The 22,422-nt window shown below is 73.6% G+C and carries 21 protein-coding genes and 1 pseudogene; 11 read left to right on the top strand and 11 right to left on the bottom strand.

Translation table 11 applies throughout. The features are described from left to right. Positions 1-37 precede the first annotated feature (37 nt). Positions 38-487 (bottom strand): annotated as a pseudogene (locus ABD333_RS13840) (DNA glycosylase AlkZ-like family protein); the annotation flags it as partial. Between the two features lie 34 nt (positions 488-521). Further along, positions 522-1,250, bottom strand: a complete 729-nt coding sequence (locus ABD333_RS13835) for a TetR/AcrR family transcriptional regulator (RefSeq protein ID WP_344541023.1) — start codon at positions 1,248-1,250, stop codon at positions 522-524. Positions 1,251-1,350: 100 nt separating this feature from the next. On the opposite strand from ABD333_RS13835, the gene ABD333_RS13830 reads away from it, so the two are divergent. Further along, positions 1,351-2,325: an ATP-binding cassette domain-containing protein gene (locus tag ABD333_RS13830; RefSeq protein ID WP_344541022.1), complete on the top strand. Its 975-nt coding sequence runs from the start codon at positions 1,351-1,353 to the stop codon at positions 2,323-2,325. Further along, the gene (locus ABD333_RS13825) at positions 2,322-3,164 is read left to right on the top strand and encodes an ABC transporter permease (protein WP_344541021.1); all 843 of its coding nucleotides are present in this window, start codon (positions 2,322-2,324) and stop codon (positions 3,162-3,164) included. The genes ABD333_RS13830 and ABD333_RS13825 overlap by 4 nt, the downstream gene beginning before the upstream one ends. A 56-nt stretch (positions 3,165-3,220) precedes the next feature. On the opposite strand, the gene ABD333_RS13820 is transcribed toward ABD333_RS13825, so the two are convergent. Together ABD333_RS13820 and rsgA are read right to left on the bottom strand one after the other, a co-directional pair. Continuing rightward, entirely contained in the window at positions 3,221-3,727 is a 507-nt protein-coding gene (locus ABD333_RS13820; RefSeq protein WP_344541020.1) for a GNAT family N-acetyltransferase, read from the bottom strand. An 11-nt stretch (positions 3,728-3,738) separates the two neighbouring features. Continuing rightward, positions 3,739-4,815: a ribosome small subunit-dependent GTPase A gene (gene rsgA / locus ABD333_RS13815; protein ID WP_344541019.1), complete on the bottom strand. Its 1,077-nt coding sequence runs from the start codon at positions 4,813-4,815 to the stop codon at positions 3,739-3,741. Between the two features lie 344 nt (positions 4,816-5,159). Between rsgA and ABD333_RS13810 the strand changes: the two genes are divergently transcribed. The 4 genes from ABD333_RS13810 (at position 5,160) to ABD333_RS13795 (ending at position 9,165) form a co-directional block, all read left to right on the top strand. Then, complete coding sequence (locus ABD333_RS13810; RefSeq protein ID WP_344541018.1) at positions 5,160-6,599, top strand: hypothetical protein; 1,440 nt, start codon at positions 5,160-5,162, stop codon at positions 6,597-6,599. An 85-nt stretch (positions 6,600-6,684) separates the two neighbouring features. Continuing rightward, on the top strand, positions 6,685-7,404 hold the full coding sequence (locus ABD333_RS13805) for a response regulator transcription factor (protein ID WP_344541017.1): 720 nt from the start codon (positions 6,685-6,687) through the stop codon (positions 7,402-7,404). Further along, positions 7,404-8,828, top strand: a complete 1,425-nt coding sequence (locus tag ABD333_RS13800) for a HAMP domain-containing sensor histidine kinase (protein ID WP_344541568.1) — start codon at positions 7,404-7,406, stop codon at positions 8,826-8,828. The genes ABD333_RS13805 and ABD333_RS13800 overlap by 1 nt, the downstream gene beginning before the upstream one ends. A gap of 37 nt (positions 8,829-8,865) precedes the next feature. Further along, entirely contained in the window at positions 8,866-9,165 is a 300-nt protein-coding gene (locus ABD333_RS13795) for a 4a-hydroxytetrahydrobiopterin dehydratase (protein WP_344541016.1), read from the top strand. A 45-nt stretch (positions 9,166-9,210) separates the two neighbouring features. Here ABD333_RS13795 and ABD333_RS13790 read toward each other — a convergent pair whose 3' ends face one another. Genes ABD333_RS13790 through ABD333_RS13780 form a run of 3 tightly spaced genes read right to left on the bottom strand, consistent with a single transcriptional unit; the run spans position 9,211 to position 12,092 of the window. Next, positions 9,211-9,987, bottom strand: coding sequence for an SDR family NAD(P)-dependent oxidoreductase (locus ABD333_RS13790; RefSeq protein ID WP_344541015.1), 777 nt, complete (start codon positions 9,985-9,987; stop codon positions 9,211-9,213). Between the two features lie 9 nt (positions 9,988-9,996). Beyond that, positions 9,997-10,179 carry a hypothetical protein gene (locus ABD333_RS13785; RefSeq protein WP_344541013.1) on the bottom strand — a complete coding sequence of 61 codons (183 nt, stop codon included), beginning with the start codon at positions 10,177-10,179 and terminating at the stop codon, positions 9,997-9,999. Further along, a complete protein-coding gene (locus ABD333_RS13780) occupies positions 10,176-12,092 on the bottom strand; it encodes a hypothetical protein (RefSeq protein ID WP_344541011.1) in 1,917 nt (638 codons plus the stop codon). The genes ABD333_RS13785 and ABD333_RS13780 overlap by 4 nt, the downstream gene beginning before the upstream one ends. A 123-nt stretch (positions 12,093-12,215) precedes the next feature. On the opposite strand from ABD333_RS13780, the gene ABD333_RS13775 reads away from it, so the two are divergent. Both ABD333_RS13775 and ABD333_RS13770 read left to right on the top strand, forming a co-directional pair. Then, the gene (locus ABD333_RS13775) at positions 12,216-12,650 is read left to right on the top strand and encodes a cupredoxin domain-containing protein (RefSeq protein WP_344541009.1); all 435 of its coding nucleotides are present in this window, start codon (positions 12,216-12,218) and stop codon (positions 12,648-12,650) included. A gap of 3 nt (positions 12,651-12,653) precedes the next feature. Further along, the gene (locus ABD333_RS13770; RefSeq protein WP_344541007.1) at positions 12,654-13,958 is read left to right on the top strand and encodes a hypothetical protein; all 1,305 of its coding nucleotides are present in this window, start codon (positions 12,654-12,656) and stop codon (positions 13,956-13,958) included. A gap of 922 nt (positions 13,959-14,880) precedes the next feature. On the opposite strand, the gene ABD333_RS13765 is transcribed toward ABD333_RS13770, so the two are convergent. Further along, positions 14,881-17,154 carry an ATP-binding cassette domain-containing protein gene (locus ABD333_RS13765; protein WP_344541005.1) on the bottom strand — a complete coding sequence of 758 codons (2,274 nt, stop codon included), beginning with the start codon at positions 17,152-17,154 and terminating at the stop codon, positions 14,881-14,883. Between the two features lie 87 nt (positions 17,155-17,241). Here ABD333_RS13765 and ABD333_RS13760 point away from each other — a divergent pair, with 87 nt between their 5' ends. Further along, positions 17,242-18,198: a helix-turn-helix transcriptional regulator gene (locus ABD333_RS13760; protein ID WP_344541004.1), complete on the top strand. Its 957-nt coding sequence runs from the start codon at positions 17,242-17,244 to the stop codon at positions 18,196-18,198. Positions 18,199-18,234: 36 nt separating this feature from the next. On the opposite strand, the gene ABD333_RS13755 is transcribed toward ABD333_RS13760, so the two are convergent. Further along, complete coding sequence (locus ABD333_RS13755; RefSeq protein WP_344541002.1) at positions 18,235-18,819, bottom strand: TetR family transcriptional regulator; 585 nt, start codon at positions 18,817-18,819, stop codon at positions 18,235-18,237. Positions 18,820-18,943: 124 nt separating this feature from the next. On the opposite strand from ABD333_RS13755, the gene ABD333_RS13750 reads away from it, so the two are divergent. Continuing rightward, on the top strand, positions 18,944-19,408 hold the full coding sequence (locus tag ABD333_RS13750) for an SRPBCC family protein (protein WP_344541000.1): 465 nt from the start codon (positions 18,944-18,946) through the stop codon (positions 19,406-19,408). 40 nt (positions 19,409-19,448) lie between these two features. Here the strand turns inward: ABD333_RS13750 and ABD333_RS13745 are convergent, their stop codons facing one another. Both ABD333_RS13745 and ABD333_RS13740 read right to left on the bottom strand, forming a co-directional pair. Continuing rightward, positions 19,449-20,228, bottom strand: coding sequence for an alpha/beta fold hydrolase (locus ABD333_RS13745; RefSeq protein ID WP_344540999.1), 780 nt, complete (start codon positions 20,226-20,228; stop codon positions 19,449-19,451). 95 nt (positions 20,229-20,323) lie between these two features. Next, positions 20,324-21,238, bottom strand: a complete 915-nt coding sequence (locus tag ABD333_RS13740) for a LysR family transcriptional regulator (protein ID WP_344540997.1) — start codon at positions 21,236-21,238, stop codon at positions 20,324-20,326. Between the two features lie 84 nt (positions 21,239-21,322). Here ABD333_RS13740 and ABD333_RS13735 point away from each other — a divergent pair, with 84 nt between their 5' ends. Further along, entirely contained in the window at positions 21,323-22,387 is a 1,065-nt protein-coding gene (locus tag ABD333_RS13735; RefSeq protein ID WP_344540995.1) for an aminotransferase class V-fold PLP-dependent enzyme, read from the top strand. The last annotated feature ends 35 nt before the right edge of the window (positions 22,388-22,422 follow it).

The following is a 22,422-nucleotide window of genomic DNA, read 5'->3' as shown; positions in this document are numbered from 1 at the left end:
GTCAAGACAAAACTAATTGTCGGCTAGGCGCGACTCCCTACGGTGACCGTGCCGAGGATGAGCCGCGGCCTGGCCTGGAGGATCTCCCGACCCGTTCCACCTGCCTGTCGAGATCGCTGAGCCGCGCGGCGTCCAGGGGGCCGAGCGGCTCGACGGTGATGTCGACCCGCGAGCCGGAGCGCCGCTGGTGCCCCAGGCCCGCGACGATGCCGTCCACGAGCAGGATCTGGAAGTTGCCGGGCAGCACGCGCTCGGCGGCCCGGCCCGGGTAGAGCAGGGCGGGCGGCTGGTTGCCGACCCGGTAGGCGTATCCGTCGAAGTAGGGCAGGAGCCGCACGCCGTGGGGCTCGGCGTCCGGCACGTCGAGGTCACCGGCCACCACCCAGGCCGGGTCGCCCTCGACCTCGACCTGCTGGAGCGCGTCTCCCAGGGAGGAGAACAGGCCCTTCGCCCAGGTGACCGAGGTGCCCGTCCAGTGCGCGAACCGCTGCGCGCGAGCCCGCGCAGACGGCGGCCGCCCGTCAGCTCGGAACGGCGGCTTCGATCGCGACGGCGATGCAGTCGAGCACGCGGTCCAGCCCGTACCGGAAGCGTTCGTCGAAGTCCATGTGGGGCTGACGGGCCTCCACCACGATCCGGGTGAACATCGGGTAGTCGCCGCTGTCCATGAGGCGGCGCACGTACGGTCCGTTGCGGGCCATCCAGTCGGACTCGCCGACGCCGGTCCGCCGGGATTCCTCGGTCCACGTCAGCTCGCTGCGGACGGCGCGCTCGATGTAGCCGTTGAGGATGTCGATGAGGCCGAGGATCTCGTCGATGGGCAGGCCGACGTCCAGCGTCCCCATCGCGAACTCGGTGATCTGGAGCTGGTTGGGGCCGATGACCGGCCGGGCCCGGCGCAGGCCGGCGAACCACGGGTGGCGCAGCCACATCGCGCGGGTCTCGTGCGCGACCAGCGTCAGGTCGGCGCGCCAGTCGCCGGTGGGCCGGCCCGGGAGGTCCTGCTCGCCCTCGATCCGGTCCACCATGAGCTCGATCAGGTCGTCGCGGCTGGGGACGTACCGGTACAGCGACATGGCACCGGCGCCGATCTCGGCCGCGATGCGCCGCATCGTCGCGGCCTCCAGGCCCTCGGCGTCGGCGACGCGCACGGCGGCCTCGGTGATCTGCGCGCGGCTGTAGGCGGGGCGCGGTCCCCGGGCGGGGCGCTCGGGACGCATCCAGATGTTCGGGTACTCCTCGTCGGCCACCGGCCCACCTCCTTCCGGCCAGTCTAGCTAGTTGCGTACATCGTACCCAGTAACCTACGCTGAGGCCTTCATTGCGTACGACGTACCCGGTGGAGGGGTCATGGACGAACCGGTGGTGGTCGCCGAGGGGCTGCACAAGCGCTTCGGCCGCACCCACGCCCTGCGAGGACTGGACCTGCGGGTGCCGGCGGGCACCGTCTGCGGCGTCCTCGGCCCGAACGGCGCGGGCAAGACGACCGCGGTCCGCATCCTGGCGACGTTGTGCGAACCCGACGCCGGGCACGCGCGGATCGCCGGGCACGACGTCGTCCGGGAGGCCGACCGGGTCCGGGCGCTCATCGGGCTGGCCGGCCAGTACGCGGCCGTGGACGAGAAGCTCACCGGCCGCGGCAACCTGCGCATGTTCGGCCGCCTCTACCACCTGCCGCGGCGGGAGGCCCGCCGCCGTGCCGACGAGCTGCTCGAACGGTTCGGCCTGGCGGAGGCGGCCGACCGGCAGGTGAGCGGCTACTCCGGCGGCATGCGGCGCCGCCTGGACCTGATCACCAGCCTGATCCTGCGGCCCCGGGTGCTGTTCCTGGACGAGCCCACGACCGGGCTGGACCCGCGCAGCCGCGGCGAGATCTGGGACAGCGTCCGGGAGCTGGTCGCGGACGGCACCACCGTCCTGCTGACCACCCAGTACCTGGACGAGGCCGACCGGCTCGCCGACGACATCGCCGTCGTCGACCACGGCCGGGTCGTCGCGTCCGGGACGCCCGACCGGCTCAAGGCGACCATCGGCGACCGGCTCGACGTCGTGCTGGCGGACTCGTCGATGCTGCGCGAGGCCGCCACGGTCATGCACCGGCTCGCCGGTACCGACCCGACGATGAGCGACGTCGACGCGCTCAGCGTGCCGCTGGCGAGCGGCGGTGTCCGCCTCGCCGACGTCGTACGGGAACTGGACGGGGCCGGAGTCGCCGTGGCCGACGTCAGCCTGCGCCGCCCCACCCTCGACGAGGTGTTCCTGCGCCTCACCGACCGCGCTGCCGATCGCGGGTCCGATCTGGAGAAGAAGGAAGCGGTCCGATGAGCACGGTCTATCCCGCTCCTGACCCGGCAGCCTCGCTGGCCGGGCGCCTGCGCTGGTCGGTCAGCGACGGTCTGACGCTGGTCGGGCGCGAGCTGAGCCGGCTCCGGCAGGAGCCCGGCGAGCTCGTCGTCGCGCTGATCTTCCCGGCGGTCATGGTGGTGTTGTTCGGGTACGTGTTCGGGAGCGCGATCAAGGTGCCGGGCGGGGGCGACTACCGCGAGTACCTGATGCCGGGCCTGTTCGCGATGGTGACCTTCAGCTCGATGATGGCCGTGACGCTGAAGGTCGCCACCGACGTGTCCCGGGGCGTGATGGACCGGTTCCGCTCGATGCCGATGGCCCGTTCGGCCGTCCCGTTCGGGCAGACCGGCGCCGACACGCTGCTGGGCGGCGTGCTCGGCCTGGGGATCATGGCGGTGGCGGGCCTGGTGGTCGGCTGGCAGCCGCACCGCGGCGTGGTACCGACCGCGCAGGCGTTCCTGCTGCTGATGCTGCTGCGGTACGCGGTGAGCTGGGTGGGCTGCTACCTCGGCATGGTGGTCAGGAACGAGCAGACCGCCGACCAGCTCGTGCCGCTGTTCCTGCCGTTCACCATGGTGTCCAACTCGTTCGTGCCGACGAGCGGGATGCCCGCCTGGCTGCGGACGCTGGCCGACTGGAACCCGGTCAGCGCGCTCACCGCCGCCTGCCGGGAGCTGTTCGGCAATCCGGGCGTGCCCGCCGCCGACGCGGCGTGGCCGATCGCCCACCCGGTCACGGCCACGCTGCTGTGGTCGGCGGTGCTGCTGGTGGTGTTCGTGCCGCTGACGGTCCGCACCTACCAGCGCAAGGGCCGATGAACGAGGGGTGGCCGGGCGGGAGGCCTGTTTCGCCTCCGCCCGGCCACCCTCCCGGCTCAGACTCCGAACGGCGCCGCGTAACGGATCGTCCCGGTGGGCACCGGGCCGGAGCCGCCGAGGACGAGCGCCATCAGCGCCTCATCGGGCACCTCGAACGAGGTCCGGGTGCCCATCCGCGACGCCCGCCCGAAGCCGAACTTCGGGTAGTACTCGGGATGGCCGAGCACGACGACGAGCCGTTCACCCTGGTCCCGCGCCGCCTCCAGCGCGGCCCGCACCGCCGCGCCACCGGCGCCCTGCCGCTGGTACTCCGGCAGGACGGCGGCCGGCGCGAGCGCCAGCGCGTCCTGGTCACCGACCTGGCAGCGGGTCAGCAGGGCGTAGGCGGCCACCTGGCCGCCGGGTGCCTCCGCCACCCACGACAGGCCGGGCAGCCACGCCGGGTCCCGGCGGAGGGCGTCCACCAGATCGGCCTCCTGCGAGGTGGGAAAGGCCGCCTCGACGACGCGGCGCACCGCGGGCACGTCCTGATCGGTCTCGGGCCTGGTCTTCCAGCCGGTCATGGCGTCCCCCTTCACCGGTCGCGTCCGTTGGCCTTGTAGTGCTGGCGTTGCCACTTGGTGATGGCCTTGCGGTTGTTCTCGCGTTCGGCGCGCAGCCGCGCGTCGTTGCGCGAGGCGGCCCAGGCGTTCTCGCGCAGCAGCTTGCGGTAGCTGTCGAGGCGGCGGCGCGGCAGCGTGCCGTCCTCGATCGCGGCCCGCACCGCACAGCCCGGCTCGCGCTCGTGGGCGCAGTCGGCGAAGCGGCACTCCGCCGCGAGCTCCTCGATCTCGGCGAAGGTGTGCTGCAGTCCCTCGCCGGCGTCGAACAGACCGACCCCGCGAAGCCCGGGGGTGTCGATGAGCACGCCGCCGTGCGGCAGCGGGAGCAGTTCGCGGCGGACCGTGGTGTGCCGGCCCTTCCCGTCCTGGTCGCGCACCGCGCCGGTGGCGAGGAGCTCGGCGCCCAGCAGGGCGTTGCCGAGGGTGGACTTGCCCGCGCCGGACGGGCCGATCAGCACCACGGTGCCGGTGAGCACGGCGGCGGCGATGTCGACGCCGTCGCCGGTCGTGGCGCTGACGGTGACGATGTCGACGCCCGGTGCGGCGGCGGCGACCTCGGCCTCGGCGGCGGCGGGGTCGTCGCTGCGGTCGGCCTTGGTCAGGACGATCACCGGCCGCGCCCCGCTCTCCCACGCCAGGGCCAGCAGCCGCTCGACGCGGCCGAGGGCCAGGCGCGCGGCGAGGGAGACCGCGATCGCGATGGTGTCGACGTTGGCGGCCAGGACCTGGCCGTGTGAGTGCTGCGAGGCCGACGAACGGACGATGGCCGTCCGCCGGGGGAGCAGGGCGGTCACGGCGGGGTGTTCCCCGGTCCGCAGCGCCGCCCAGTCCCCGGTGCAGGGACCCTGGACCGGGTCGCCGGGCGAGGCGACCGGCGTGGTGTCGGCCCGCACGGGGCCGTGCTCGGTGATGGCGTCGCACCGGCCGCGGTCCACGGCGGCGATGCGGGCAGGGACCAGCCCTGCCGCGCGGTAGGGGGAGAAGTCCTTCTCCAGGCTCTCATCCCAGCCGAAAGCGGTGAGAGCCTGCGGAAACGCAGATGAAGACAACGGATTGAAACCCTTGTGTGAAGGGGCCCGGCGCCGCCGTCCTGAAGCCGGCCGGAGGCCGGCGGAGAGTCAAGGAGACGGAGTCAGCCGAGGGCCCGGGACATGAGGTGGGCCGGAGTGCTGCACGCAGCAGCCATCACCGCGACGGCCATGCACCTCACCTCCCTTTGAGTTCCGACGGCAAATATACACCCTCCGCCGGCACGTTCGTGATCAACCCGGTGGAGAACACCCTCGCCCGCCCGTGCGGCGTCCCGCGACCGGTGAGTGCCGCGACATATCTCGTTTTGGTCCGTTGTGGCGGTTATGGTGAATGAGGCGGAACCTGACCGGGGACAGGGGCGATGGTGGTGGACGACAGGGTCGAAGGCGGCGACAAGGGCACAGGCCGCGACACAGGCGGTACCGGCCGGATCGAGGGCGGTGCCGACCGCGCGCAGCTGGCCAAGCTCGATCAGGCCGCCGCCGACCGCATCGAGGACGTCTGGAACGCCCTCGCCCCGGCCGCGGCCGGCGCCGCGCGGGCGGCGGCGACGATCAGCGAGCCGGTCCGTCAGGCGGCACGCGAGGCGGCCGCCCGGGCCGCCGTCCAGATCGTCGACCAGGTGTCGGGCACTCCCGCCATGAAGATCGTGGAGCAGGCCGCCCGGGACGCCGCCGTCAAGGTCGCCACCGCGGCGGCCGAGAAGGCGGTGGCCGAGGCCCGTGCCGCGGCCGAGTCCAACGCCGTCACCGGCGCCGCCCTGGAGGTGACCACCAGCGCGCTCACGCTCGCCGGCCAGGCCGCCCAGCATCCGATGGCGATCGCCGCGGCCCGGCTGGCGGCGCGCAGCCCGTTCGCCCGCGCCGCCACCGCCACCGCCCTGGACGTGGCCGGCCGCACGGTGTCCGCACCGATCGTGCAGGCCGCCACCAAGGCCGTGGTCGACACCGCCCTGGACGCGGTGGCCGACGTCGCCGTCGAGGTCGCGCTGGAGGTGGGCGGCGACATCGTCGTGGCCGTGGTCAAGCAGACCGCGCGCGAGGCCGCCCGCGATCTCGGCCGCGGCGTGCGCGGCCGCGCCCAGGAGGCCGTGGCCCTGGCCGAGCTCACCCCGGTGACGGCCGTCGCCGCCGACATCGCGACCGACGTCGCCCGCCAGGCGGCGCGCAGCGAGACCGCGCGCGAGGCCGCCCGCTCGGCCTCCACGCTGGTGTCGGCCGCCGCGGGCAGCGCGGTGGCCCGCACCGCCCGGGGGCTGGTCACGCAGTTGGCCGCCCGCGCCACCGTCTACGCCATCGAGACCGTGATGGCCGAGCTGATGCGCGAGGCCCTGAAGCTGGCGATGAAGGACGTGCTGCGCGACCTGATGCGCGACGTCGCCAAGGACGTGGTCGTCGACGTCATGAAGACCACCTGGGTGACGGCGACACGGCCGCCCGCCCCGGCCCCGCGCGAGCCCGGCGGCGTCTCGGCCACCGGCATCGCCGTGCGGGTCACGGCCCAGACCGCGCCCCGCGCCGTACCGAAGATCGCTGTCAGCGCGCTCAAGAACGCCTCGCGTTACCGGGTGTGGTCGCGCCGCAACCGCCTGCCGGCCGTCCCTCCGCTACCGGCGGCGATCATGACCACCGTCACCGGGGCGGCCGGGGGCGCCACCACGGCGGTCGTCCGCACCACGGCGGTCGTCCGCACGACCACCGGCGCGGCGGCCCGCCGGCCCGGCCCGCCCGCACGGCGCGCTGACGGCTCCGAGGGCTCCGACGGCTCCGAGCGCGGCGACCAGGTCGATCGCGCCTCGTAAGCGGCCGCTCAGAACTTCATGAGAGATCGATGAGAACCGGTCCGCGGGGTGCCGTGCCCGCATACCCGCTGGTTACGGTGGGTGCATGGAGCCTGGAACGCAGGGGGCTGCGCCGGCCCGCATCCTGATCGTGGACGACGAACCCGCCGTCCGCGAGTCGCTGGCCCGGAGCCTTGAGTTCGAGGGTTACGCGGTGGCCGAGGCCGCCGACGGGACGGCGGCGCTCGACCGGGTGGGCCGCGACGAGCCCGATCTGGTCGTCCTGGACGTGCTGATGCCCCGGATGGACGGCCTGACCGCGTGCCGCCGCATGCGCGCCCGGGGCGCGAGGATGCCGGTGCTCATGCTGACCGCCCGTGACCTGGTCGGTGACCGCGTGACCGGCCTGGACGCCGGCGCCGACGACTACCTGGTCAAGCCGTTCGAGCTGGACGAGCTGCTGGCCCGCGTCCGCGCCCTGCTGCGCCGCGGCGCGATGGCGGCCGCCCGCACCCGCGCCGATGAGATCCTCGCCTTCGGTGACCTGCGGATGAACACCGTCACCCGGGAGGTCACGCGGGCCGGCGGGCCGCTGGAGCTCACCCGCACCGAGTACGCGCTGCTGGAGATGTTCCTGCTGCACCCGCGCCAGGTGCTGACGCGCGAGCAGATCCTGGAGTCGGTGTGGGGCTTCGACTTCGAGCCCGCCTCCAACTCCCTCGACGTGTACGTGATGTATCTGCGCCGCAAGACCGAGGCCGGCGGGCTGCCGCGCCTGGTGCACACCGTCCGCGGGGTCGGTTACGTGCTCCGCTCGGCGGCGTGATGGCACGGCGTCCGTCGCTGCGGGCGCGGCTGGCGCTGCCGACCGCGGTCGCGGTCGCGCTGGCCGTCGCCGCCTGCGCCGTCGCCGGCTGGTTCATCACGCGGAACCAGCTGTACGCCCAGTTCGACCGGACGTTGAAGAACTCCAGCACCGGCCCGCCCCACCTGCTGCGGGGCGCCCTGATGGCCTGCGGCCCCGACGAGTCCGACGGACGGCCCTATCCCTTCGGCACGCTGCAGCTCGTTCGGGCGGACGGTCAGCGCTGTGCCATCCCCGGGTCGGCGACGCTGGTGGTCGCCGACGCCGACGTCCGGGTGGCGAAGGGCGAGCTGCGGCAGTCGCTCCACAACGGCACCATGTCCGACGGCACACCCGTACGGATCCTGACGCGGCCCTGGGACGACCGCCGCGACGGACCGCGCCGGGTCTACTCGCCGAGCGATCCGCCGCTCGCCGCGGTCTCGGTCGCGTTGCCGCTCTCCCAGGTCGAGAACCCGCTCGGCAAGCTCGCCCTGCTGCTGGCGGCGGTCTCCGCGCTGGGAGTCGTCGGCGCGGCGATCGCCGGGCTGGTGATCGCGCGGGCCTCGCTGCGGCCCGTGGACCGGCTGACCGGGGTGGTCGAGCACATCGCGCGGACCGAGGACCTGGACACGCGGATACCGGCGGCGGGCGTCGACGAGATCGCGCGGCTGAGCCGTTCGTTCAACACGATGACGGCGGCGCTGGCCGCCTCGCGCGACCGGCAGCAGCAGCTGATCGCCGACGCGGGGCACGAGCTGCGCACGCCGCTGACCAGCCTGCGCACCAACATCGACCTGCTGCTGCGGTCCGACGACACCGGCAGGGCGCTGCCGCCCGGGACCCGGCACCGGATGCTGGTGAGCGTCAAGGCGCAGCTGCGGGAGCTGTCCAGCCTGGTCGGTGATCTGCTCGAACTGGCGAGGCCCGAGCAGGACGAGCCGGTCCGGGAGGAGGTCGCCCTGCACGACGTCGTCGCACGCGCGGTCGAACGCGCGCGGCTGCGCGGCCCGGGCCTGCGCGTCGAGGCCGCGGCCGAGCCGTGGTACGTGCACGGCGACCCGGGTTCGCTGGAGAGGGCCGTGGTCAACCTGCTGGACAACGCGGTGAAGTTCAGTCCGCCCGGCGGCGCCGTGGAGGTCCGACTGACCGGAGGCGAGCTGACGGTGCGCGATCACGGCCCCGGCATCGCCCCGGAGGATCTGCCGCACGTCTTCGACCGGTTCTGGCGTTCGGTGTCGGCGCGCAGCCTGCCCGGCTCGGGGCTGGGGTTGTCGATCGTGTCGCGGGTCGTGCACGAGAGCGGGGGGCAGGTGCGGCTGGACCCCGCGGTCGGCGGCGGCACCGTCGCCCGCGTCCGGCTGCCCGGCACCGCGGCCCCGGATGACCTGACGACCTTGGAGTGATGTACTCGGGGTCCAGCACCAGCGAAAGGACACAGCCATGGCCGGCACTCTCGACGACGACGCCATCACCGCCCGTCTCAAGGAGCTGCCCGACTGGTCGCGTTCGGGGGAGGAGATCCGGCGGGAGCTGACGGCTCCCTCGTTCCTGGCCGGCATCGATCTGGTGGTCGAGGTCGCGCGGGCGGCGGAGGAGGCCGATCACCACCCCGACATCGACGTCCGCTGGCGTACCGTCACGTTCGCGCTGAGTACGCACAGCGCGGGCGGGCTGACCACCAAGGACTTCGACCTGGCGCGGCGGATCGACCGGATCGCCGCCGAGCACGCGGCCCAGTAGCACGCGCGGCGGGCCGCCCGCGACGAACGTGATCGTGGATGCGTCCTAATGGCTGGAGAGCCCGCCGTCGACGAAGAGGGCCTGCCCGGTGACGTAGGCGGAGGCCCGGCTCGCCAGGAAGACGGCGGCTCCGGCGAAGTCCCCGGCCAGTCCGTTGCGGCCGATCATCGTGCGGGCGGCCAGCGCGGCGACCTTCTCGGGGTCGCCGGACAGCCGCGCGTTCAGCGGTGTCATCACGAATCCGGGGACGAGCGTGTTGCAGGTGACGCCGTGGGGTGACCAGGCCTCGGCCTGGGAGCGGGCCAGGCCTTCCAGTCCGGCTTTGGAGACCCCGTAGGCGCCGCTTTGCACGAACGCGCGGAAGGCCTGCTGGGAGGAGACGTGGATGATCCGCCCGAAGCCGCGCTCTGCCATGCCGGGCCCGAACCGTTCACCGAGCAGGAACGGGGCGCGCAGGTTGACCGCCATCGTGGCGTCCCAGACCTCGTCGCCGATCTCGCCCATCGGCGGCCGCAGGTTGATGCCGGCCGAGTTGACGAGGATGTCGGGCTCGCCGAACGCCGTGACGGCCTGCTCGGCGGCGGCCCGGACGCCGTCCCCGGACCCGAGGTCGGCGCTGACCCAGGCGGCGCGGCAGCCGTGGGCCTCCAGCGCGGCGGTCGTGGCGGCGAGCTCGGCCTCGCGCCGCGCCACCACGACGACGCTCGCACCTGCGCGCGCCAGCGCCTCGGCGATGGCGCGGCCGATGCCCGAGCTGCCGCCGGTGACCAGGGCCACCCGGCCCTGCAGGGAGAACAGCTCCGCCAGGTAGTGCGAGGTCATGCCCGCACCCTAGGTGATGTCGCCGGGCTCCTCGTCGTCGCCTCGGCGGCGGTCGCGCCAGACCACGACGGCGATCACCGCGACGACGACGAACGTGGGCACGAAGAACGGCACGGCGCTGATCAGCGGATGGGCCGCGAGCACGCCGTCGGCCGCGCCCAGGCCGCCCACGGTCATCTCCCGCACCGTCATGCGGTGACCTTGGGCCGCTCGGCGGCGGGGGCGGCGGGTTCGGGGAGCACGCGCGAGAGCCGGGAGACGCCCCAGCCGAGCGCGAGCACCAGGGCCAGCGTGCACGCCAGCACCACCGCGGAGCAGGCCAGCCAGAGCCAGCCGGGCACGTCGGACTTCAGCTCGCGTTGCAGGATCTTCTTCTCGCTCTGCACGTCGCGGGTGAAGCTCTGCGGCGCGGGCAGTTCCTTGGCGCCGATGGCGGGGTCGGCGGGCATGTAGAGGGGCACGCCCGCCAGGGTGCGGCCGTCGTGGATGCGGATCAGCGTCTTCCAGTCGCCGTGCAGCGGCATGGGCTCGCTGGTGCGGTAGACGCCGCGGCCCTCCCGGATCAGCGGTTCGACGTGCAGGCCCTTGCCCTGCCAGCCGGTGATGGCGACCCAGGCCGGGTCGGTGACGGCGCCGGAGGGTTCCAGCGTGACGCGGGCGTGCGCGGTGCGGCGGTCGGCCGCGCCCTGGACGCCGGTGAGGGTGACGGTGGCCTTCTGGTCGGCCGGGACGGAGATCACCAGGCCGTTGGCGACGGCCGCGGCGACGCCGGCGAGCGCCGCGGCGAACAGCGCGCGCGACAGCGCGGGGCGCGGCAGCCTGCCGCTCAGTCCCTCGGCCAGCATCGCGCCGCACAGGCCGCCCGCGACACCACCGGCCACGGCCATGATCATGCCTTCGACCAGGATGTCGCCGGTCCAGGGGAGTTTCATGGCGACCTGGCTCCAGGCGAACTCGGCGCCGAACCCGGCGGTGCCGATGAGCAGGCCGCTCACCGCGCCGAGCGCGATCGGGCGCCGGGCCAGGACCAGCGCGGCCAGCTCGACGCACAGGGCCTCGGCGACGTAGAGGGGCACCGACGCCCACAGCTCACCGATCACCGGGCCGACGAACACCGAGACGCCGCCGCGGACCAGCATGTAGAACACGACGGCGAAGAGCGCGCCGCCGCGGCCGACCCACAGCCGTGCGGCGACCAGCGCGCAGCCGGCGGCCAGCGCGATCAGCAGCGGCTGGTGGACGAGGCGGAACTGGGGCACGCCGAAGTCGTACTCGGCCTGGAAGACCGACAGCCCGATCAGCAGCCCGCCCGACATCATGCCGCGGCGCAGCCAGCGCGCCCAGGCCGGTGGCTGCCCGTCGGCCGTGTCCGCCGCGTTCGCCGTGTCCGCCGCGTTCGCGGTGGCGGCCGCGGCGGCGCCGTCGGCGGGCTGCGGTCCGGCCCGGCGGCCCTCCCGTTCGAGGATCATCATGGCCACCAGCGACAGGCCCGCGCCGCCGATGAGCATGAGGTGGGTCGGCCCCCACAGCGTGACGTCCTGGCCGAAGATGCGGTGCCACACGTCGTCGAGGGGGAAGCCCAGCAGGGCGTAGAACCCGGCGCCGGCCAGCAGGACGCCGCCCGCCGGGGCGTGCCAGTCGCGCGTGATCCGGATGGCGGCGGGGCCGGGCCGGTCGCCCTTGGGCAGCGCCACCGCGAGGACTCCGGCGGTGAAGATGCCGAACAGCCCGATGAGGATCGGGTAGTGGGCGAGGTTGGCCAGGGGGCCCTCGTCCCGGCCGTGCGAGATGTGCAGGGAGATGTCCCAGTACATGCCGAGGAGGGCGGTGATCAGCGAGACCATCGCCACCGCGCTGGGCAGCGCGGCCCATCCCGGCAGTCCCCGGCCGGGGCCCCGCTGGGCGAGGCCGGCCAGCCGCGTCAGCAGCGTGATCCGGCCGGTCCGGTGCCCCCAGCCGAACACGAGCAGGAACGCCGTCAGGAGCGCGGCACCGCCGGAGGCGATGACGATCTGGTCGAGGGCCGCACCGCCCGCGGGCTTCTCCTCGGGGGCGGCGAGCCGCAGTGCGACGGTCAGTCCTGTGTTATGCGCTCGATCCAACACGGATGCTCCCATAGCCGACAAATCGGGGTACAAACCCACCCCGGCCGGAGTATGTCAGTTCACTATGTGTCATTGTCTAGTGTCACGGTCTGTGGTGTGAAACACCTGTTCGGAAGGAGCGGCATGAGGGGCGTACTGCTGAGGGCCGTGGTGACGGCTGTGACCGCAGGTGCGGTGGTGGCGCTCGCCGGATGCGGCGAGCCCGCGGAACCGGCGGGCGGCACGGGCGGCACGGGCGGCGCGGGGACGGCCTCGTCCACGTCCGCCAGGTCCATCAGTCCATCTGGTAAGCCCGATGTCACCACCGTCACCGCGACCGTCACCCACGGCAAGGTCAAGATCGCTCAGAGCCGGGTGAAGGTGCGCCGCGGCGCCACCGTCCGCATCACCGTGACCGCCGACGCGGCCGACGAGTTCCACCTGCACGGCTACGACCGGACGGTGACGCTGGCGCCGGGACGGCCCGGCACCCTGGAGCTGGTCGCCGACAAGCCGGGGGTGTTCGAGGCCGAGCTGCACCATTCCGGCGCCCGGGTCTTCGAGCTGCAGGTGAGCTGACCGGTGGAGGTCCTCGCACACGGGCTCGGCGGCCGCACCGATCTGCCGCTGGACGCCCTCGCCGCCATCGTGGGCGGCGGAGCGGCGGTGGCGGCCTCGTTCCTGGTGCTCACCGTGGCATGGCGCAGGCCCCGCCTGCGGCCGGACGGCGGCAGGCCGGTGAGCGCCCGCCTCGCCGGCGTCCTGGACTCGCCGGCGCTCACCTGGGCCGGACGTGCGGCGGCGCTGGCGGCGGCCGTCTTCGTCGTGGTGGTGGCGCTGGCCGGGCCGGACGGGGACACGACCAATCTGGCCCCGTGGGCGCTGTACGTGACGTTCTGGGTGGGGCTGGTGCCCGCCAGCGTGCTGCTGGGGCCGGTGTGGCGGCGGGTCAACCCGCTGCGCACCTTGCACCACGGGCTGTGCCTGATCACCCGGGCCGACCCGGCAGGGTTCCGGCCGCTGCCCAAGCGCCTGGGTTACTGGCCCGCCGCGGCATGGCTGACCGGCTTCGTGTGGCTGGAGCTGGTCGCGCCGCACCGCTCCGACCCGCGCGTGGTCGGTGTCCTGATCATGGGGTACGCGGCGGTGAACGTGGCGGCGGCGTGGGTGTACGGGCGGGACTGGTTCACCCGCGGGGACGGGTTCGAGGCCTATTCAAGCCTGCTGGCCAGGATGTGCCCGATCGGCCGCCGCGGGGACGGGACGCTGGTGCTGCGGACGCCGCTGACCGGGCTGATGAGGGTCACCGGCGAGCCCGGCCTGGTGGCGGTGGCCTGCGTGCTGATCGGCTCGACCGGCTTCGACGGCATCACCCGCACGACCTACTGGCGTGACAACGTCGATCCCGGGAGCCTGACGGCGGGCACGCTCGGCCTGGCGGCCGCCATCGGCGCCGTGACCGTGCTGTACGTGACGGCGCTGCGGGTGAGCGCGGTGCTGACCGGCGACGACCCGGCCGAGCCGCCGGGCCGGTTCGCGGCGACGCTGGTGCCGATCGCGCTGGGTTACACGCTGGCGCACTACTTCTCGTTCTTCCTGCTGGAAGGGCAGATGACGGTCATCCTGGCCAGCGACCCGTTCGGCACCGGGCTGAACCTGCTGGGCTCGACCGGCCACCGCGTCGACTACGACCTAGCCGGTCCGACGCTCACCGCTCAGGTGCAGGTCAACGCCATCGTGCTCGGGCACATCGCGGCGACCATCGCCGCCCACGATCGCGCCCTGCGCACCCAGCCCCCCGGCGCGACCGTGCGCGGGCAGGTCCCCATCGCCGTGGTCATGGTCGCGCTCACCTGCGCCGGTCTCTTCGCCCTTCTCAGCGGCTGAGTCCTTTCTGCGCTTGCGCACCTCGCGGACGGCGACGCCGGACGCGACCAGGATCGGGATCCAGAACTTGGCGGTGGCCAGGATCACCGTGACCCACCAGGGAGCGGACACGTCCGGCAGGTCCGGCAGCGGGACGTCGAGATCGGGCAGGGGGATGTCCGGCCACGGGATCGACGGCAGGTCGATCGAGGGCAGGTCGAGGTCGGGACGGGGCAGGTAGGACAGCAGCAGCTTGATCAGGACGCCGACGCCCAGCAGCGGGAACAGCACCTGGGCGGTGGCCACGACCGGGTGCCGCGCGGCGTACAGGACCGGATGCTCGCGCGCCCACTTCTCCCGCCTGGCGGCGCGGCTGCCCTCGGGCGGCGTGAACGCGAACACCGGGGCCTTCGCATCGGCCTCGGCGTCCCCGGTGTCCTTGATCAGCGAGACCTTGGGCTCCGCCGGGTCCTCGCCGTCTCCTTCCTTCTCGTTCTCCTCGTCCTTCTTCTCGTGCTTCTTCCCGGCCGTGGTCAGTTCGATCTTGCTCGCCTGGCCGTCCAGAAGGCCTCTCGGGTCGAAGTGCACGACCACGGTGAGGTCGTCGCCGTAGGGCAGCTCGCCCTTGGTGAGGATCTCGTCCACCTCGCCGGCGGGCTCGCCGTCGACCCGCAGCCGCGCGACGCGCTGCCAGCCGGTGCGCTCGGTCTCGGCCTCCAGGCGGTGCCCGTCGTGGTCGAGCTCCCATCTGCGCTGGGCGGTGCCGGTCATCGATCTCCCCTTGATCATGGACTGGAGCGTGCTTCCCCGTTCGATGTCTCCAGGTTGCCTGGCCGATGGCGGGCCCCGCTGCGTCCGATGCGCCAAAGGCGTATAGACCAAAGTCGATGCCGGCCGGACGACCGTTCACGCGCGGCGGACGGACGGGTGTCGGGCCGTGCGGTCAGGCCGCCGGGCGTGACACGTCGGCGCGCAGGAACTCGGCGGTGACCGAGGCGCGGTCGGCGAGCAGCTCGGCGGGGGTGCCGGTGAAGACGATCTCACCGCCGTCCTTGCCGCCGCCGGGCCCCAGGTCGATGATCCAGTCGGATCGTCTGACGACGTCGAGGTTGTGCTCGATGACGATGACGGTGTTGCCCGCGTCGACCAGCCGGTCCATGAGGGCCACGAGGGTCTCGACGTCGGCCATGTGCAGCCCGGTGGTCGGCTCGTCGAGCACGTACACCGCGCCGGTGCGGTGCAGCCGGGTGGCGAGCTTGATGCGCTGGCGTTCACCGCCCGACAGCGTGCTGAGCGGCTGCCCGAGGGTGAGGTAGGTCAGCCCGACCTCGTTGAGGGTGCGCAGCCGGGCCGCGATGTTGTCCTCGGTGAAGAACTCCGCCGCCTCCTCGGCGGTCAGCCGCAGCACGTCCACGATCGTCCTGCCGCGCAGCCGGTACTCCAGCGTCTCGGGCCGGTACCGGCTGCCGCCGCACGCCTCGCAGGTGGTCGTCACGGGGTCCATGAACGCCAGATCGGTGAAGATCACGCCGTTGCCGTCGCAGGCCGGGCAGGCGCCCTTGGAGTTGAAGCTGAACCAGCCGGCGTCGACCCCGTTGGCCTGGGCGAACAGGCGCCGGATCGGGTCCATGACGCCGAGGTAGGTGGCGGGGCTGGAGCGCCGTGACGCGCCGATCGCCGACTGGTCCACCACGATCGCCTCGGGGTGCGCGGCGACCAGGCCCCGCGACACCAGGGTGCTCTTGCCCGAGCCCGCGACGCCGGTGACGCTCGTGAGCACTCCGGTGGGGAAGTCCACCGTCACGTTCTTGAGGTTGTGGGCGTCGGCGCCCGCCACGGTGAGCCGTCCCGACGGGGCGCGGACGTCGTCCTTGACCGCCCGGGTGCGGCGCAGGGCGGCGCCGGTGAGGGTGCCGGCGCGGCGCAGCCGGGCGGGCGTCCCCTCGAAGACGACCTCGCCGCCGTGGCGGCCCGCGCCGGGCCCCATGTCGACGATGTGGTCGGCGATCTCGATGACGTCGGGGTCGTGCTCGACGACCAGCACGGTGTTGCCCTTGTCGCGCAGCTGCTTGAGCAGGTCGTTGAGGCGTCCCACGTCGCGCGGATGCATGCCGACGCTGGGCTCGTCGAAGATGTAGGTCATGCCGGTCAGGCTGGAGCCCAGGTGGCGCACCACCTTGAGCCGCTGTCCCTCGCCACCGGAGACGGTGCCGGTCTCGCGGTCCAGGCTGAGGTAGCCCAGGCCGATCTCCTCCAGCCGGCGGAGCCGGGTGACGGCGGCGCCGGCGATGGGCCTGGCGAGCGGGTCGTCGAGGCCGCTGAGCACCTCGATGAGGTCGCTGACCTCCATGCGGCAGTAGTCGGCGATGCTCCGCCCGTCGATCCGGGAGGCGAGCGGGGCCTGGCCGAGGCGGGCGCCGTCGCACAGCGGGCAGGTCCGTTCGGTGACCACCTGCCGTGCCAGCTCGCGGTTGCGCGCCGACACGCTGCCGGCGTCCCGCTTGATCCACAGCCGGTCGAACCGGTCGGCCAGGCCCTCGTAGGCGTTGTGGCCCATCTCGCCGGTCCGGTTGAGCCGCTTGACGCGGAACCCCTTGCCGTACAGCAGCAGGTCCATTTCCTCGCCGGTGAACTCGCGCAGCGGCTTGTCGGGGTCGAACAGGCCCGACTCGGCCACCCACTGCCACGGCACGGTGCCGCGGGCGAACGGCGGGAAGCGGAGGGCGCCGTCGTTGAGGCTCTTGTCGCGGTCGAGGAACTTGTCCAGGTCGAGGCGGACGACGCGGCCCAGCCCGTCGCACTCGGGGCACATCCCCTTGGGGTCGTTGAAGGAGTAGGCCGTGGCCTCGCCCGCGCTCGGGGTGCCGCACCGCGAGAACAGCACCCGCAGCACCGAGTGGATGTCGGTCATGGTGCCGACGGTGGAGCGCGAGTTGCCGCCGATGGGCTTCTGGTCGACCACGACGGCGGTGGCCAGGTTCTCGATGGCCTCGGCGTCGGGCCGTTCGTACTTGGTGAGCCTGTTGCGGATGAACCAGGGGAACGTCTCGTTCAGCTGGCGCTGGGACTCCACGGCGACGGTGTCGAAGACCACCGAGGACTTGCCCGAGCCCGACACCCCGGTGAACACCACGATCTGTTCCTTGGGGATGCGCAGGGAGATGTCCTTGAGGTTGTTCTGCCTGGCCCCGGTGATCAGGATGTGGTCGCTGTGCACTGTGCCTCCCCGTTGGCGGTATGTCGCCCCTCACGCTAGGTGGCAATGCGGCCAGGTACTGTCCTTGTTCGTGGGGATACTGGGAGAGTGACCGATACCTCGGCCCGGCTGCTCCAGCTGCTGTCGCTGCTGCAGACCCGGCGTGAATGGAGTGGCCCGGAGCTGTCCGGGCGGCTCGGCGTGAGCGCCCGGACGGTGCGCCGGGACGTGGAGCGCCTGCGAGGCCTGGGTTATCCCGTGCACGCCACGCTGGGCTCGATCGGCGGGTACCGGCTGGAGGCGGGCACGGCGATGCCGCCGCTGCTGCTGGACGACGAGGAGGCGGTGGCGATCGCCGTGGGGCTGCGCGGCGCGGCCGGCGGCGCCGTGGAGGGCATCGAGGAGACCTCCGTCCGTGCCCTGGCCAAGCTGGAGCAGGTGCTGCCGGACCGGCTGCGCCGGCGGGTGAACGCGCTGAACGCCGCGACCGTGCCGATCGACGGCGCGCCCGCGGGCCCTGTCGTGGCGCCCGAGACGCTCACCGTGCTGGCGGCGGCGGCCCGCGACCGTGAGCGGGTGCGGTTCTCCTACCGGGACAAGGACGACGCCGTCTCGCGCCGCCAGGCCGACCCGCACAGCCTGGTGCCGGCCGGCCGCCGCTGGTATCTGGTGGCGTTCGACGTCGGCCGCGCGGACTGGCGGACGTTCCGGATCGACCGCGTCGAGGCGCCGCGGCCGACCGGGGTGCGGTTCGCGCCGCGCGAGCTGCCCGCCGAGGACGCCGCCGCGTTCGTGCGCGCGGGCCGCGCCGGGGCGTCGGCGGTGCGCGCGGTGTTGCTGGTGCACGCCTCGGCCGAACGGCTCGCCGACATGTTCCGCGTGAGCGGCCCCGAGCTGGAGCCGGTCGACGAGCACACCTGCATCGTGCGCACGCCGCCGGAGTCGCTGGAGTGGACGGCGCTGCGCATCGCGTTCCTGCGGCTGGACTTCGAGGTCAAGGAGCCGCCCGAATTGGCCGACCGGCTCCGCGATCTGGGCCGCCGCCTGGTGCGCGCCGCCGGTTAGAACGGCCGCGCGGCCGGCACGAGGCGGAGCGCCCGTTCAGGTGCGGTGGGGGGCGAGCAGGTCGTCCAGGGCGGCGCGCAGGGCGGCCGGCAGCGGGCCGTCGCCGTCGAGCGCCCAGACGATCAGGGTGCCGTTGTAGGCGGCCTGCACCGACCGGGCGAGGCGGGCGGGGACGGTGGCCGCGGCCAGTTCACCGGCGGTGACGGCGTCGGAGAGCAGCGCGGAGATCTCTTCGCGCATGACGCGGGCGTGGGTCTGGGCGTGGGCGCGGAACTCGGGGTCGGTGAGGTCCAGCTGCAGGAAGCCGAGGCTGTCGGCCAGCCGCTCGGGGGTGGCGACGCCCGCGGCCAGGGCCGCCAGCGCCGCGTGCAGGGCGTCCAGCGGGGAGGCGTGGTCGCCGCGGGCCTGCTCGAACGGGCGGCGCGCGCCCTGGGCGGCGCGCTGGGCGAAGGCGAGCAGCAGCCCGCGCTTGGAGCCGAACCGCTGGACGAGGGTGGCCGGGGACAGCCCGGCCTCGGCGGCGACCGCGTTGAGCGTCAGCCGCCCGGGCCCCAGCCGGCCCAGGGCGCGTGCGGTCGCGCCGAGGATCGCCTCGTCGCTGGTGGTGCGCGGTCGCGCCACGGTCCCCCCGGTTTGTGAACGAGCGTTCGTAAACCCTAGCAGGGCCGTGCCCGTTTGGCCGCCGATCCTCCGGGCAGGGCCAGCCACGACCAGGCAGAGCCCGATCTGAATGGAGGAACAGGTCATGAGCACCATCGAGCAGTCGATCGACGTCGACGTGCCGGTGCGCACCGCCTACAACCAGTGGACCCAGTTCACCGAGTTCCCGCGCTTCATGGAGGGCGTCGACACGGTCGAGCAGATCACCGACACCCGGACGCACTGGCGGACCAGCATCGCCGGGGTCAAGCGCGAGTTCGACGCCGAGATCACCGAGCAGCGTCCCGACGAGCGCATCGCCTGGACGTCGGTGGACGAGCCCCGGCAGGCCGGCGTGGTCACCTTCCACCGGCTGGGCCCCGACAAGACGCGCGCGATGCTGCAGATGGAGTTCGCGCCCGAGGGCGCGGCGGAGAAGGCCGCCGACGCGCTGAACGTGGTCGAGCGCCGCATCAAGGGCGACCTCAAGCGGTTCAAGGAGTTCATCGAGTCGCAGGGCAGCGAGACCGGCGGCTGGCGCGGCGAGGTCGGCCAGGACCCGACGTCCTAGACGGCGTCCTAGACGGCGTCCCCGGGCCGGGCGCCCGGTGTCAGTCGAGCACGAACCCGCGGATGAGCTCGGTGAGCTCGGCCGGGCGCTCGTACAGCACCAGATGGCCGCTGTCGATCTCGGTGTAGCGGCTGTCGGAGATGCCCTCGTGCAGGGTCGTGGGCCCCCAGGCCGGCACGAGCTGGTCGCGGGTCAGCTCGACCACCAGCGTCGGGACCGTGACCCGGGGCAGCAGATCGCGGATGTCGATCCGCAGGTCCAGGTCGATCTGGCGGTCGAGGCCGGGTTCGCGGGTGGCCGCGGCGATGGTCTCGGCGATGCCGTCCGGTCCGAGGCCCTCCAGGAAGCGGGGGCTGAAGCCGTTGAGGATCACCTCGCGGTAGAACAGCCCGAAGCCGGCGCGGTCCAGGTCGCGCCACAGCTGGAACATCAGGCGCTGCCGGGCGTCCCCGGTGTGCGCCCAGCCCGCCACCAGCACCAGCCGGCGCACCAGCCCCGGCTCGAGCGCCGCGGTGGCGGCGGCGACGATCGCGCCGAGCGAGAAGCCGACCATGTCGACCGGCCCGTCGACCGCGGCGCGGGCGGCGGCGGCCACCTGGCCCGCCAGGATCTCCACGGTCAGCTCGCCGCCCGCGTCGGTGGTCTTGCCGCTGCCGGCGAAGTCGGGCCGCACGACGGTGCGGTCGGCCGAGAACCCGTCGACCAGGTGACCCCAGTTGGTCTCGCCGTTGCCCTGGGTGCCGTGCACCAGGACCAGCCCGGGGCCGGTGCCCTCGACCTCGTAGTGGACGTTGGCGTCGGCGACGGTGATGGACGGCATGGACTCCCCTTGGTGGCGCGGCGGGCACAGCGATACAGCCGTTTATGTCCTTACCGGCGTTCGGCCGTCAAGAGCACCGGGCACCTTGATCGCATTTACCGCGTGTCCGCTATGCGGGCGGCGGCGGTGCCGAGCTCGTCCAGCAGGGCGGCGACGGCGGGCGGCCTCGTCCCCGCGGGGACGAGGGCGCTGACGCGGCGGCGGCCCAGGACGGGCAGCGGCGGCAGGGCCACCCCGGGCTCGTGGTGCAGCGCCAGGGCCAGGCCCGGCAGCGCGGTGACGGCCAGCCCGCGGGCGACCAGCCGCTGGACGGCGACGTGGTCGTCGGTGGCGAACGCGATGCGCGGGGTGAACCCGGCCTGTTCGCAGGCGCGCAGCAGGTGGCCGCGGCAGCGTTCGCAGCCCGACGCCCAGGTCTCGTCGGCCAGGTCGGCCAGCCCGGCCCCGCGCGCCGCGGCCGGGGAGGCCAGCGGGTGCGCGGCGGGCAGCGCCAGCCGGACGGGGTCCTCGCACAGCGCGATCTCGCGCAGCCGGGTGTCGCCGTCGGGTGGAGATTCCGGGTAGGAGAACACCACGGCCAGGTCGACGTCGCCGGCGCGCAGCGCCTCCAGCGCCTGCGGCGGCTCGGCCTCGACGAGGGTGACGGCGACCTCGGGCGCGCGGTCGCGCAGCGCGGCCAGCGCGTCGGGCAGCAGCGCGGCCGCGGCGGTCGGGAACACCGCGGCGCGCACCCGGCCGGCGCGCAGCCCGGCGATGGCGGCGATGCGCTCCTCGACGTCGGCCATGCGGCACAGCACGTCCTCGACGTGCTCGACCAGGATCCGCCCGGCCTCGGTGAGCCGCGCGCCGCGCCCGTACCGGATGACCAGCGGGGTGCCGACCTCGGCCTCCAGCCGCGCGATGTGGTGGGAGACCGCGGGCTGGGTGTAGGACAGCGAACGCGCGGCGGCGGTCATCGAGCCCAGCCGCGCCACCTCGCGCAGGATCCGGCCGCGGTGCAGGTCCAGCATCCCGCCAACCTATCAACGACGTTTATGGACGCCCAAGAAGATGGGACTTTGTCCTATGGCTCGGGGGTCGGCGATGATCGGATCATGAGCATTCCGATCAGCGAGGCGCAGCGGGAGTTCGCCGCGGACGTCACGTTCCTCAACACCGCCAGCTACGGCCTGCCGCCCCGGGTCGCGCACGAGGCGATGCTGGCCGCCGAGCGCGACCGGGCGGCCGGGCTCCTCACGACCGATCTGGGCGACGCGGTGGTGACCCGGTCGCGCGAGTCGTTCGCCCGCCTGATCGGCGTGCCCGCTGGCCGGGTGTCGATCGGCCCGCAGGTGTCCTACTTCGTCGGGCTGGTGGCGGCCTCGCTGCCCGCCGGCGCCACCGTGCTGGTGGCCGACGGCGACTTCACCTCGCTGCTGTTCCCGTTCCTGGCGCGGCCGGAGCTGACGGTCCGCTCGGTGCCGCTGCAGCGGATCGCCGACGCCGTCGACGGCGGCGTGGACCTGGTGGCGGTGTCGGCGGTGCAGTCGGCCGACGGCGCGATCGCGCCGATGGAGGACCTGATCGGCGCGGCCCGCGCGCACGGCGCCAAGATCCTGCTGGACGCCACGCAGGCGGCGGGCTGGCTGCCGTTGCCGGCCGACCGCGTGGACCTGCTGGTGGCGGGCGGCTACAAGTGGCTGCTGGGCCCGCGCGGCACCTGCTTTCTGGCGGGCACGGCCGAGGCGCTGGCCGCGCTGCCGCCCGTGGCGGCCGGCTGGTACGCCGGCACCGACATCTGGGACTCCATCTACGGCGCGCCGCTGCGGCTGGCCTCCGACGCGCGGCGCCTGGACCTGTCCCCGGCCTGGCAGTCGTGGGCGGGGCACGCCCCGGCGCTGGAGTTCCTGGAGCAGGTCGGGATCGAGGCGATCCACCGGCACGATCTGGAGCTGGCCGCGCGGTTCCGCGCCGGGCTCGGCCTGCCGCCGGGCGATTCGGCGATCGTGTCGGTCGAGGTGACCGACGGCACCGCCGAGCTGCTGCGCGCCGGCAAGGTGGTCGCCGCGGTGCGGGCGGGGCTGCTGCGCTGCTCGTTCCACCTGTCGACCACGCCCGGCGACGTCGACCGCGCCCTGGACCTGCTGGCCGGACGCGTACGGCTGCCCGCCGCGACCTGACCGCCGGGCGCCGACTTCCACATCGGCCTGCCCGC

Origin of the sequence: Actinomadura fulvescens, from assembly GCF_039533225.1 — a bacterium.
In the GTDB taxonomy this organism is placed as follows: domain Bacteria; phylum Actinomycetota; class Actinomycetes; order Streptosporangiales; family Streptosporangiaceae; genus Spirillospora; species Spirillospora fulvescens.
Note: the sequence above shows the minus strand (reverse complement) of the source record. Positions and strands in the feature narration are given on the sequence as shown.

Coding starts and splice junctions, on each gene's coding strand:
- ABD333_RS13790 (WP_344541015.1), bottom strand. CDS start 9,987: ATGACCTCGCACTACCTGGCGGAGCTGTTCTCCCTGCAGGGCCGGGTG.
- ABD333_RS13820 (WP_344541020.1), bottom strand. CDS start 3,727: ATGACCGGCTGGAAGACCAGGCCCGAGACCGATCAGGACGTGCCCGCG.
- ABD333_RS13735 (WP_344540995.1), top strand. CDS start 21,323: ATGAGCATTCCGATCAGCGAGGCGCAGCGGGAGTTCGCCGCGGACGTC.
- ABD333_RS13745 (WP_344540999.1), bottom strand. CDS start 20,228: ATGCCGTCCATCACCGTCGCCGACGCCAACGTCCACTACGAGGTCGAG.
- ABD333_RS13775 (WP_344541009.1), top strand. CDS start 12,216: ATGAGGGGCGTACTGCTGAGGGCCGTGGTGACGGCTGTGACCGCAGGT.
- ABD333_RS13785 (WP_344541013.1), bottom strand. CDS start 10,179: ATGACGGTGCGGGAGATGACCGTGGGCGGCCTGGGCGCGGCCGACGGC.
- ABD333_RS13805 (WP_344541017.1), top strand. CDS start 6,685: ATGGAGCCTGGAACGCAGGGGGCTGCGCCGGCCCGCATCCTGATCGTG.
- ABD333_RS13740 (WP_344540997.1), bottom strand. CDS start 21,238: ATGCTGGACCTGCACCGCGGCCGGATCCTGCGCGAGGTGGCGCGGCTG.
- ABD333_RS13750 (WP_344541000.1), top strand. CDS start 18,944: ATGAGCACCATCGAGCAGTCGATCGACGTCGACGTGCCGGTGCGCACC.
- ABD333_RS13830 (WP_344541022.1), top strand. CDS start 1,351: ATGGACGAACCGGTGGTGGTCGCCGAGGGGCTGCACAAGCGCTTCGGC.
- ABD333_RS13825 (WP_344541021.1), top strand. CDS start 2,322: ATGAGCACGGTCTATCCCGCTCCTGACCCGGCAGCCTCGCTGGCCGGG.
- ABD333_RS13795 (WP_344541016.1), top strand. CDS start 8,866: ATGGCCGGCACTCTCGACGACGACGCCATCACCGCCCGTCTCAAGGAG.
- ABD333_RS13800 (WP_344541568.1), top strand. CDS start 7,404: ATGGCACGGCGTCCGTCGCTGCGGGCGCGGCTGGCGCTGCCGACCGCG.
- ABD333_RS13810 (WP_344541018.1), top strand. CDS start 5,160: ATGGTGGTGGACGACAGGGTCGAAGGCGGCGACAAGGGCACAGGCCGC.